Raw genomic sequence first — 12,440 nt, 5'->3', positions numbered from 1 at the left:
AGTATCAGCAGAGTAAGCGCCTGCTGTTACCTGAGTTACCCGGTGTGGAGTAAGCGCCCACGCCGGTTTAGTTAAGATTACACCTCCCCGTGTGTCTGCAGAGTTACTACTCCCCGGTGTAACTCTGCTTTTTTTTGTACTAACCCCGGTAATTCAACGGTTGCAACACTCGCTCTGGCTCGCCACAGCAACTCGCCTTTTACTGTCGTAACGGCTCAGACACTCTGTGGCGCCCATTTCGAGGTTCCAACCGTTTGCTATCGCATAAGGCAACTGTTAGCTCAACCAAACTGCTGTAGCACGCCTTTGGCTATATCAGCCTGTGAATATACGCCGCTGTCCAACACCCAACCGGTAACCAATGCTGCCGGGGTTACATCAAAAGCCGGGTTAAATACCGGCGCCTGCTCCGGTGCCCAAATGGCGTGGCCAAAACCGCCGCTAACACCGCGCACTTCATCGCCATGGCGCTGCTCTATCGGGATGGCGCTGCCATCACTGCAAGCTAAATCCACCGTAGTATGCGGCGCGACCACGTAAAACGGCACCTTATGGTAATGCGCCAGCACTGCCAGCGAGTAAGTGCCTACTTTATTGGCAAAATCGCCATTGGCGGCGATGCGGTCGGAGCCGACAAAAATACGATCGACCTGGCCGCGCGCCATTAACATCGCCGCCATATTGTCACAGATCAGCTGATACGGAATGCCCAGTTGTTGGCACTCCCACGCCGTTAAGCGCCCGCCCTGCAACAATGGCCGGGTTTCATCTACCCACAGGCGGATATTTTTGCCTTGCTGATGCGCCAGGTTAATCACACCCAGCGCCGTACCGACACCCGCGGTGGCCAGGCCGCCGGTATTGCAGTGGGTTAATAGTTGTTCGCCCTGTTGCACTAAGGCAGCGCCATGTGCCGCCATGTGCTGGCACAGTGCCACGTCTTCGGCAAACAGCTGTTCTGCACAAGCAATGGCCGCCGCTTTAAAATCTTGCTGTTGCAGCGCCGCTATCATGCTATCGAGGTTATTCATCAGGTTTACTGCGGTGGGTCTGGCGGCGCGCAGCACTTCGGCATCCAGTAACAATTGCTCGCGGCTGTCACCCACACCGGCGCGGTACGCCAGCAATAAACAGGCACCGATACCAATGGCAGGTGCACCGCGCAATTGCAGTGCTTTGATCATGCTAACCATCTGCGCTACCGTTTGGCAGGGTAACCACAATTGCTGCTGGGGCAACTGCGTCTGATCCAGCACATACAGCTCACCCTGTACGGTTTTCAGACTTAGGGCGGTTAAGTTTTTCATAGCTTATTCCTGTTTGGCGTTGCAGACGTCTATCAGGTTTGCGATTATGCAGCCCAGCTATTTTCAACACAAGTTAAGAGACCACACTATGGCCGGATACCACACCTTTACCACTGATGATGCAATGCGTTTTGCCGATGAACACAGCGGCTTATTTGGCGATCACAGTAAATTAAGCTGTGAGGAGTTTGGTGACGGTAATCTGAATCTGGTATTTCGGGTTGAAAATGATAAAGGCACCAGCCTGATTGTAAAACAAGCCCTGCCCTATGCCCGCTGCGTGGGAGAAAGCTGGCCGCTGACCATAGAGCGCGCGCGGATTGAGGCCGAAGTATTAATTGCCCACCGTAAGCTGTGCCAGCAGCATACAGTTGAGGTGCTGCATTACGACCCGGTGCAGGCGGCTATTTTAATGGAAGATTTAAAAGACTACCGCATTTTGCGCGCTGAATTGGTGGCGGGGCGGCAATATCCGCATCTGGCGCCGCAGTTGGCAACTTATCTGGCCAACACCCTATATTACACCAGCGATTTTGCGCTAACCGGGCCGAATAAAAAACAGCAAGTAGGCAGGTTTTTAAACCCAGAGCTGTGCCTGATCACTGAAGATTTGTTCTTTACCGACCCTTACTGCAACCACGAGCGCAATAATATCAACGGCGAAATACGCAACGATGCCCAGCAGCTATGGCATGATGAAGCCTTACAGGCCGAAGTGGCACAGCTCAAAGCTGACTTTTTATCCAAACCGCAGGCGCTGCTGCATGGTGATATGCACAGCGGTAGTATTTTTGTTAATGATGACAACTGTAAAGTAATAGACGCCGAGTTTGGCTTTTACGGCCCGATTGGCTTTGATGTCGGCAGTTTGCTCGGTAATTTACTGCTGAACTATCTTGGTCATTTTGGTTTAACCGCCGACAATACAAAACGGGAGCAACAGCAGAGCTATTTGCTTAACCAGATTGATATGCTGTGGCAGCAGTTTGCACAGCAGTTTAAGCAATTACTGAGCAATGAATGCCGTGAACCGGCACTGCAAAACAGCCTGTACCAACAACGCTTTATGCAGCAAATTCTTGCCGACAGCCTGGGTTACGCCGGTTGTGAACTGATCCGCCGCACTGTAGGTTTGGCACAGGTTGCCGATTTCACGCAGATAACTGACACCAGCACCCGCGCGCACAGTGAGCGCAAAGCGCTGCAATTGGGCCGCGAGTTGATTATGCAACGCCATGAGCTCAGCAGTATAAACCAGTTGCTAACCCTGCTGCGTTACCTGAAGTAACAACAAAATTAAAGCAAACACCGTAAGGTGTCGCTTGTTGGTAACAATGGTTGCACAGCTTCCAGAGACGTCAGCGCAAGTATTGTAGTGAACAGTTAGTTACATTTAAGCGCTGTACCCTAACGGCAGTAGCACGATAAGCTGCGGCAACTATGATTGCCGCTGGTGGTTTGAGGTAAGTTTGGCACACTGGGTATATCACAGGTACTTTGCCGGCATTGTTGCTCTGGCTGCGGCGTTATGCCTCAGTGGCTTACTGGCATTTGCCGTGAGCCGTGCGGTGCATTTCAGCCTGCAGCAAAGTGCCACCGGCTATCTGCTTAAAGTGGATGCCATTGCCCGCGAAAGCCAGCTCACGCTGGATCAGTTAAACCAACGGCCGCCGCACGACTGCAGTGCAGTAGATTTAGCCGCCATGCGCCGCTTGCTGATTAGCGCACGCTACATTCGCGACATTAGCTACTATGGTGATAACGGCGCTTTATGCTCTGCCAGCTCCGGCAAACTCGATTTAGCTCAACCGCACGGTAAACCCAGTTTTTATTCACTGCAAAACAGCAGCATCTGGCTGGATCAACCGCTGGGCGACTTCAGCCAACAAGTCAACGGCACTGTAGTGCGGCAAAAACACTACAGTGTCAGTATTGTCAGTGATATCGACCGCGCCCCGCCGCGCAATGATGTACGTTGGCAAACGGTGAATATTGCCGGTAGCACGCCAGCCCATATTGCCGGTGCAACAGGCTTATACATTGCCTCTGCCACGCAAACTACGCTGGCACAGCTGGCCTGGCCGCATTATTTTTATCAGCAGTGCAGTAGCTACTCGCGCTTTTGCCTGAGCCAACAGTTCAGCTTTTATACCTTGTTACAACGTTACCCGCTGCAAAGCGCTATTGTGCTGCTGGCCATACCCGCCCTTAGTGTGTTGGCCTGGTTTGGCTGGCGCCAACTGGCCGTGCGCCGCCACAGCTTGCGCTACCGCGTACGCAACGGCCTGCGCAAAGGCTATTTTTCGGTGGTATTTCAACCCATTATGGATTTGCAGCACAACCGTCTTATTGGCTGTGAAGTGCTGGCGCGTTACCGCGATCCACTGGGCACTTTATGCCCGCTGCAGTTTATTCCGGTGCTGAGCCAATTGGGCTTAAGCGGCCGGTTCACCTGCTTTATCGCCAAACAGGCGCTGACAGAGCTGAATCAGTTACATAATTTACCTGAGCAATTTCATCTATCACTGAACGTGTATCCGCGTGATATTGCCAGCGGCCAGATCCTGAATTTACTGCAGTTACCTGAGGTGCAGCAGCGCCGCATTAAGCTGGTGCTGGAAATTACCGAGCAACAAGAGCTCAGCTTCAGCAGCGCCACTAAGCATCTGGCCGAACTGAAAGCCGCCGGCCTGCAACTGTCGATAGACGATTTTGGTACCGGCTACTCCAATCTGACCAGCTTACGCTCGTTAAATGCCGATTACCTGAAAATTGATAAAAGCTTTATTCAGGACATGGAAGCAGACAGCATTAAATCGACGCTGATCCCAAAAATCCGCGATATCGCCAGGTTATTAAATTACAGCATAGTGGCAGAAGGTATTGAGAACTTGTCACAGGCCAGCCTGCTACGCGCTTTGGGGATTGAACTAGGCCAGGGTTGGCATTTTGCCAAAGCCATGCCGTTAGCCGAGTTTGACCGCTGGTTGCAACTTAATGCGCCGCAGCAACAAGGCGATATCAACCGCAAAAAAGCTTAGCCCTGCTGCCGGCCGGTTGGCCGTGACTGCAGGGCTGGCTCTGGCATGATGCTTAGTATTTTACGCTGCAGCCATAAGGCTTGGTTATTGCCGGGTCCGGCTTTTTACCCGACAGTACAGCCTTAGCGGCATTGGCAAAGTACGGTGTGGCTTTAGCAATATCGTCCACTTTAGCCGACGGAATACTGTCAATACCGCCCATATACTGCAGTACACCGGCTTTATCTATGACATACATATGCGGTGTGGTTTTGGCGTCATACGCTTTACCCACTGTACCGCTTTCATCAAATACTACGGCGGTAGGCATAGCACTGCGGCTGGCCGTTAAAGCATCAGCCTCAGCCCCACTAACATGGCCCTGCTTGCCGGGTGCTGATGAGATCACGCTAAGCCATACTACATCCTGTGCTTGCATTTCGGCCTGCAGCGCCTGCATATTGCCCTGATAATGCTTTTTCACAAACGGACAATCGTGATTGGTCCACTCCAACACTACATTTTTGCCGGCAAAATCGCTTAGCTTGTGGCTTGTTCCTTTGGAGTCGACCACGCTGAAGTCCGGCGCCGGCGCGCCTGGTTGCGGGGCGGCAGATAACCCCAGTGACAACAAGGCTGCTGAAGCAGCCAGTACCAGTTGACGTAATTTCATCTGTATTGCTCCTGTTGAGTATCGGTCATAGGACCGTTAATGTTAAGACTGCGGTTGCCGACTCAGCCGCGCCAGCGTTTGCGACAACGTATCGGGCGTTAGAATTTGCGGCAGCACTTCTGGCGGCTGCCCCGGCCAATACAACACATACAACGGAACACCATCGCGCTGATACAAACGCAGATACTCTGTTATAGCGGCATCACGCAGTGTCCAGTCACCTTTTAAATAGGTAACATCGTACAGCGCCAGCGCCGCCTTGCTGCTGTCGGTATTCAGCGCTACCCGCTCATTCACCAGGCAGGTAATGCACCAGTCGGCTGTCATATTCACCAGCACCGGCTTGCCTTCAGAACGCAACTTATGCAAAGTAGCCGCCGACCAGCTTTGCCAATGCGCTCCGGCCGTTTGCGTCTTTGCTTGGTCAACTGCCGGCTGCGGCGCCAGCGCCGGTAACACCAGTGCAATAATCAGCAGCAGTAAAACTGCGACCACACTTGCAACACCTTGCTGCGTCAGTTGCCTGCGGCCCCACAACCAACACGCCGCCGCGATACACACTACGCCAATTAACAACAGCGCCTGCGCATCCACCCCGGTTTGGCGGCCAAACACCCACAGCAGCCATACTGCACTTAGATATAACGGATACGCCAACCACTGTTTCAGTGTGTCCATCCAGGCGCCGGGCTTGGGCAGCACCTTTGCAATGCCGGGCACAAAAGCCAGCAGTAAAAACGGCAGCGCCATACCCAACCCTAATGCGGCAAACACCAGCAGCGCCACCAGGGCACTTTGGCTTACCGCATAGCCCAACGCTGAGCCCATAAAGGGCGCGGTACAGGGGCTGGCGACCACCACGGCCAGCACACCGGTAAAAAGCGAGCCTTTTCCACCCTTTGCCGTGGCCAGCGCACCACCGGTGTTCATCAGGCCAAGGCCAAACTGCACTACACCGGACAAACTCAGCCCCAGCGCAAACAGCAGATACACTAACAGTGCCACCAGGTAAGGGTTTTGCAACTGAAAGCCCCAACCCACCGCTTCACCGGCAGCGCGCAAGCCGATAAGCAGCAGCGCTAACAGCACAAAGCTCAGCACCACACCGGCACTGTAATACAGCGCATCGCGTTGTTGCTGTGCCTGTTGTGCGCTGTTAGCCGCAATACTCAGCGCTTTGAGCGACAATACCGGAAATACGCACGGCATTAAATTCAGGATCAGGCCACCGGCGCCGGCCATCAGCAGTATCAGCCATAAAGCGTTGTCGCGCTGCCTGCCCTGCGTCACCAGAATTTCAGCCGCCCCCGACCCTGCCTGTGTCAGTTGCACAGTGTAAGCTGCGTTGGCGGTTACCAGTACCAACTCAATTTGCGACGCGACGCCGGAAAAATACGTATTCAGCGGTTGTTGTAACAGCAGCTGGTTACTCTGCAGGTTGATTTGCTGCGCCGCCGCGTGATCGACCAACTCCGTTGCGGCGACAAAAAAGGCTTCTACCTGTAACGGTTGCGGCAAATCGACAGTGGCAGAAAAAGCGCCACCGGACGTATCAAAACGGCCGTAGGCCTGCAATGTCTGCGGCAATTGCTGCCGCGCCTGTTGAAACAGCGCCGCGTAATCTGCCGCCACTACGGCGCTGCTGCCAACCGGCAGGATCAGGCTAAACTGCGCTTCGGCCGGAATACACACTTCTTCACACACCAGCCAGTCGGCCTGCAACTGAATATCAATGCTGCTGGCTGCGTAATCCGGCGCAATGCTGAGCTCTGACAACAACACAGTGGCGCCTTCAAAACCATAATTCATCAACGGCGGTACCGCTATCGCTTGAGGTGCAGGCCATTGAATATCGCCCACTGTAACGCCGTCCGGCAATTGCCAGCTTAAGCTGGTAGCTAAACCGGAGTCGCCGGGGTTTTGCCAGTAGGTATGCCAGTGCGGGTCCGGCACAAAATGCAGCGCCAACTGCAGCTGCTGACCGGCACTAACCTGCTGATACTCGCTGATCAGCTCTGCCTGCAAATGCTTTGCACTTTGCCAGCCGCTGCTGGCAGCATGAGCAGGGATGAGCAAACTGCAGCACAGCAGTAAAAAAATCACACTACGCATAACACTCTCAACAGTTGGCGAATAAATACCCATACGAGACTACACGGCTTTAGCTCATCTTGCTGACAGAATGATGACAAAACTACGCCGGGTTGAGCATTTTGTGCGACAAACTGCTATATTAGCCCACGTTTGTCCAAACGATTCGCTGTGGTCACTCCAGCAAACTAATCGTTACATAACACACACAAATCATCGTAAATCATCAATATAAGGTTCACCTTAATGAAGCCATATACTAAGTCAGTGTTGTCAGCGGCCATTCAGGCCGGCCTGTTTAGTGCAGCTGTTGGCCTTTCTCCCGCGCTATTGGCGCAGGAAAGTGACAAAGGTCAAAATGCGAAACAACAGGAACTGGAAACCATCACCGTTACCGCGCAAAAGCGCAGCCAAAGCATTCAGGAAGTGCCGATTTCTATCGCTACCTTATCGGGCGAAAAGTTGGACGCGATTTTTTCCTCCGGTGATGACATTACCGCACTGGCGATCAAAGTGCCGGGCCTGTACGCCGAATCGTCTAACGGTCGGGTAGCCCCACGGTTTTATATCCGTGGTTTAGGCAACACCGATTTTGACTTAGCCGCTTCGCAGCCGGTATCCATTATTATGGATGAGGTGGTAATGGAAAACGTGATCTTAAAAAGCTTCCCGCTGTTTGATGTGCAGCAGGTAGAAGTGATCCGTGGCCCGCAAGGTACCTTATTTGGCCGTAATACTACGGCCGGTATCGTTAAATTTGACAGTGTAAAGCCACGCCAGGATTTCGATGCTTATGTTAAAACCACTGCCGGCACCTTAGGCATGTTTAACCTGGAAGGTGCTGTAGGCGGCGGTTTAACTGATGAATTATCCGCGCGTATTTCACTGCTATCACAAAACCGCAGCGACTGGATTGATAATGCTTACCTTGGCGAAAGCGATGCTATGGGTGGCTACCAGGAGCGCGCCGGCCGGATGCAGTTTTTATATGAAACAGCTGACTTTAACGCCTTATTAAATTTACACAGCCGCAATTATGAGGGCACCTCATCAATTTTTCGGGCTAACGTCTTCACTAAGGGCAGCAACAAGCTGAACGAAAACTATGACCGTGATACAGTGTACTACGACGCCACCAGCAATAACCCGCAAGAATACGACAGCTGGGGCGGTTCACTGAAACTTGATTTTATGCTGGACGGTATGACCTTAACCAGCATATCGGCTTATGAAACAGCGTCCGGCTTCTCACGTGGTGATATAGACGGCGGTTATGGTGGTTTGTTCGTTAACCCTGACCCCGATACCTATGGCCCCGGCGTTATTATGTTTCCGTCTAACACCATGGACGAGCTACGCAACTTAAAGCAGCACACTCAAGAAATTCGTTTAGCCAGTGACACCAGTAATGCTCTTAGCTGGCAGGTGGGCGGATTCTATTTCGATTCCACCTTCGGCGTAAATACGGTTGGCGGCGTGATTGATCCGGCCATGGTGTTTCACGGCAACAACAGCTGGGCGTTATTTGGTCAGGGTACTTACCAGATAGATAGCAAGTGGAACGTTACTGCGGGTATTCGTTATACCGATGATGTTAAAACTCTCAGCACTACAGTGCCAGGTAACGAATCGTTGAAGGTATCGGATGATCAGATCAGCTGGGAGCTTAGCACTAACTACCGCTTGACTGACAAGACCAGTCTGTTTGCCCGTATTGCAGATGGTTTCCGCGCCCAGTCAATTCAGGGTCGTAATATCGCTTTTGCGGAGCCCGCAACAGTAGCAGATGCAGAAACTATTATGTCCTACGAGTTTGGCGTAAAAAGCGACTTACTGGATAACACCCTGCGTCTGAATGCCGCTGTGTTCTATTACACCATTGATGATATGCAAATATCAGTAATTGGCGGTGAGCTGAACGGCAATACACTGGATAACGCAGACAAAGGTGTAGGTTACGGCTTCGAAACAGATTTTGATTACCGTGTTTTGCCAAACCTGAGCGTGGGCGGTGGTTTTAGCTACAACAAGACCGAATTTAAAGACAACAACACTGTAGTAGGTGGCTGTGGCTTCGGTAACTGCACCATTCTGGATCCGGTTAATAACGAAGGTCGGCCGTTTATTGACGGTAACCCTTTTGCCCAGGCACCGGAAACTATTTTGACGTTAAACGCCCGCTATGACTACCCGGTTGCCAGTGGTGAAGTCTATGTTTATACCGATTTCGCGCTGCAGGGTAAAACCAACCTTTTCTTGTATGAATCGGCTGAGTTCCGTACCAACAACCAGCACGAAGCTGGTTTACGTGTGGCTTACATTAACTATGACGGTAACTATGAAGTCGGTTTATTCGGCCGCAATATTACTGACCAGGACAATGTAAAAGGTGCTGTCGACTTCAACAACCTGACTGGTTTTGTTAACGAACCACGTACCTTTGGTGTCGACTTTAAAATCAGCTTTTATTAATCGCTGAGCCAGTACGAATAGACTTGCTCTAAGTCAACCGTTGAAGGCATGGATGCCTGAGTCGAGCCCCCATGGAAGGGTTTACGGCGCGTTGACGTGGGCAAGCCGGTTCGTACTGCCCTCCGACTCAGCCGCTTCTGCTTTTAGTTGCTTATTTCTTTCCGGCGACAAATCCGGTTATTTAACCCATTCTGATTGCGCAACCTTTCAGGCCGCCTTAGTCTGTCAGCAGCATAACTATGGAGTGCAACATGCCGGATTTTCGCAGCGATACCGTAACTCAACCTTCTGTTGCCATGAAAGAGCGCATGTTCAGCGCCGCTTTGGGCGATGATGTGTTTAACGACGACCCCACTACCCTGGAATTACAGCGCTATGCGGCAGAACTGCTCGGCTTTGAAGCCGCCTTGTTTGCCCCCAGCGGCACTCAAACTAACCTGATTGCGATGATGAGCCATTGCCAGCGCGGCGATGAGGCCATAGTCGGCCAACAGTGGCATACCTACAAATGGGAAGGTGGCGGCATGGCGGTATTAGGCTCAATACAGCCGCAACCGCTGGAACTGCAAAGCGACGGTACCCTGCTACTGAGTGATATCGCCGCGGCGATAAAGCCGGACGACCCGCATTTTGCCCGTACCCGGCTTATCGTGATTGAAAACAGCGTCGGCGGTAAAGTATTACCGTTGCAATATATGCGCGATGTTGCCGCTTTGGCGAAAAACAACAACCTGGCTTGCCATATAGACGGCGCGCGCTTAATGAACGCCGCGGTGGCATTGGCCCCCTTACATGGCTTAACGCCGCAGCAGATGGCGCGCGAGCTGTGCACGGGCTATGACTCGGTATCTCTGTGTTTATCTAAAGGCCTGGGTTGCCCGGTGGGGTCTTTACTGTTGGGTTCAGCCGGGTTTATCGCCCGCGCCAAACGCGTACGTAAAATGCTGGGTGGCGGTATGCGCCAGACCGGCATATTAGCCGCGGCTGGCTTGTATGCTCTGGAAAACAATATTAACCGCCTGGCCGATGATCACGCCAACTGCCGCCGCTTAGCCGACGGCCTAACGATATTGGCCGCGCAAATGCCGGCCCTGCAGGGGCAACTGAGCGTATTACCGGTGCAAACCAATATCTTGTTTACCGATATCAGCCTTGAGCTGGCTGAGCGCTTGTTAACTTATCTGGCCGATTGCGGTATCAAGCTTACTGCCAGCAATTATCAGAGCACAGACGGCTCGATAAAACGCGTGCGCTGGGTGTGTCACCTGAATATTAGCAGCGCCTATATTGAGCAAGCGCTACAAGCTGTGGCAGACTTTGCTCACAGAACATTATGACCCGTCTTACTCACACCAACACGCCGTAAACCCATCCCCGGGGGCTCGACTATGAACTTCGTCCATGAAGTTCACCCTTGCGGGCCAGCGGAGCTGTTCAAATTCGCTCCTGGCGAATTTGTCACGCATCCCTGCGTTCAACGGTTGGTTTAGAGTAAGTCGGCTCACCTTTTCAAGTATTGAAAGCAATTGCACCTTTTGCCTGTCTATTGCGTATATACAACCACGTGATAACAGGCAGAGGTAACTATGACCCTGGCTTCCGTTTTAAAACTGTACGCAGCCGCTCTGTTGCTCGGTGGCACTCTTGGTAACACACTGCAGGCAAAAGCCGATACTATGCCGGCCACCACACATCTGGATTCAATAGTAGTCGGTGCCGGTTGTTTCTGGGGCGTGGAAAAGCGCTTTGAAGCTATGGACGGCGTCGCCGATGCAGTCTCCGGCTATGCCGACGGCACCGGCGTAGAACCGACTTATCGTGTCATTACGCAGCGGCGCAATCAGCACAACCCCAACAACCATGCCGAAGTGGTAAAAGTAACCTTTAACCCGGCGGTGATTAGCCTGACCACCTTGTTACAGCGCTATTTTGAAATGCATGACCCTACGCAACTAAACCGTCAGGGCAATGATATCGGCACCCAGTACCGCTCAATTATTTTAACCAACAGCCAGACACAAGCCGATACCGCACAACAAGTGCTGGCAGCTTACCAACCGCTGCTGAGCCAGGCCGGCTATGGCGCCATTACAACGCAGATAAAACCGCTGCGCGAATTTTTCCCGGCCGAACAATATCATCAGGATTATATTGCGAAAAACCCCAACGGCTACTGCCCGGATCACAGCACTGGGGTGCGATTTAACCCGCAAGAGCAAGAGCAAACAGCCGCTGTCGACAACAGCGCGCTGCTGCAGGGTAAACATATATTGGTTATCGACTCTGAAAGCTACTGCCCGTACTGCGAGAAATTTAAAGCAGAGGTCGCTGACAGCTATAGCGGCGATATTCCGCTGCAGTTTCGTTATGCCAGCCAGCTTGCAGGGCTAACGCTGAAAACCGCCACCTGGGCCACACCGACCATTATTTTGCTTGAAAACGGCAAAGAAGTATTTGGCCGCCAGGGTTATTTAGGCCCGGACGAGTTTTATCTGTTACTGGGTAAATTTAAACTCGGCGACACTGAGGCTTTTGATGTCGCGTTTGATAAAGGCACCGACGGCCGCTTTTGCCAGCAATATGAAATTTTTAAAAACACCCCGGATGGTGTTTTTACCGATAAGTTAAGCGGTGCAGCGCTGTTTGACACCCGCGACCGCTTTGACTCCGGCACCGGCTGGTTGTCCTTTACCAAAGCCGTTAACGGCGCGGTAATTGAAAAGCCGGATAACCGCTATGGCATGCGCCGCACTGAAATCCGCGCCAAAGTATCCGGCATTCATTTAGGCCATGTGTTTAACGACGGCCCTAATGGCAGGCCGCGCTATTGCATTAACGCTACCGTGCTGGACTTTGTGCCGCGTGGTTAGCGCGGCA

The 12,440-nt window shown here is 52.4% G+C and carries 8 protein-coding genes; 5 read left to right on the top strand and 3 right to left on the bottom strand.

All coding sequences use genetic code 11. The features are described from left to right. Window positions 1-281: 281 nt before the first annotated feature. On the bottom strand, window positions 282-1,307 hold the full coding sequence (gene mtnA, locus ACTZWV_RS00280; RefSeq protein ID WP_444784606.1) for an S-methyl-5-thioribose-1-phosphate isomerase: 1,026 nt from the start codon (window positions 1,305-1,307) through the stop codon (window positions 282-284). 88 nt (window positions 1,308-1,395) lie between these two features. Between mtnA and mtnK the strand changes: the two genes are divergently transcribed. Further along, on the top strand, window positions 1,396-2,595 hold the full coding sequence (gene mtnK / locus ACTZWV_RS00275; RefSeq protein WP_444784605.1) for an S-methyl-5-thioribose kinase: 1,200 nt from the start codon (window positions 1,396-1,398) through the stop codon (window positions 2,593-2,595). A 181-nt stretch (window positions 2,596-2,776) separates the two neighbouring features. Further along, complete coding sequence (locus ACTZWV_RS00270) at window positions 2,777-4,348, top strand: EAL domain-containing protein (RefSeq protein ID WP_444784604.1); 1,572 nt, start codon at window positions 2,777-2,779, stop codon at window positions 4,346-4,348. A gap of 52 nt (window positions 4,349-4,400) precedes the next feature. Here the strand turns inward: ACTZWV_RS00270 and ACTZWV_RS00265 are convergent, their stop codons facing one another. Both ACTZWV_RS00265 and ACTZWV_RS00260 read right to left on the bottom strand, forming a co-directional pair. Continuing rightward, window positions 4,401-5,000 carry a redoxin domain-containing protein gene (locus ACTZWV_RS00265; protein WP_444784603.1) on the bottom strand — a complete coding sequence of 200 codons (600 nt, stop codon included), beginning with the start codon at window positions 4,998-5,000 and terminating at the stop codon, window positions 4,401-4,403. A 42-nt stretch (window positions 5,001-5,042) separates the two neighbouring features. Further along, entirely contained in the window at window positions 5,043-7,112 is a 2,070-nt protein-coding gene (locus ACTZWV_RS00260; protein WP_444784602.1) for a protein-disulfide reductase DsbD family protein, read from the bottom strand. Window positions 7,113-7,337: 225 nt separating this feature from the next. On the opposite strand from ACTZWV_RS00260, the gene ACTZWV_RS00255 reads away from it, so the two are divergent. From ACTZWV_RS00255 to msrA, 3 genes are all read left to right on the top strand, one after another. Further along, window positions 7,338-9,563 (top strand): TonB-dependent receptor, encoded by a 2,226-nt coding sequence (locus ACTZWV_RS00255; protein ID WP_444784601.1) that lies wholly within the window; start codon window positions 7,338-7,340, stop codon window positions 9,561-9,563. A 251-nt stretch (window positions 9,564-9,814) separates the two neighbouring features. Then, window positions 9,815-10,900 carry a low-specificity L-threonine aldolase gene (ltaE, locus tag ACTZWV_RS00250; RefSeq protein WP_444784600.1) on the top strand — a complete coding sequence of 362 codons (1,086 nt, stop codon included), beginning with the start codon at window positions 9,815-9,817 and terminating at the stop codon, window positions 10,898-10,900. A gap of 249 nt (window positions 10,901-11,149) precedes the next feature. Further along, a complete protein-coding gene (gene msrA / locus ACTZWV_RS00245; RefSeq protein ID WP_444784599.1) occupies window positions 11,150-12,433 on the top strand; it encodes a peptide-methionine (S)-S-oxide reductase MsrA in 1,284 nt (427 codons plus the stop codon). Window positions 12,434-12,440 lie beyond the last annotated feature (7 nt).

Origin of the sequence: Rheinheimera sp. NSM, assembly GCF_052380015.1 — a bacterium.
In the GTDB taxonomy this organism is placed as follows: Bacteria; Pseudomonadota; Gammaproteobacteria; order Enterobacterales; family Alteromonadaceae; genus Alishewanella.
The sequence above is the reverse complement of the archived record's forward strand: the minus strand, read 5'-3'. Positions and strand labels throughout refer to the sequence as shown.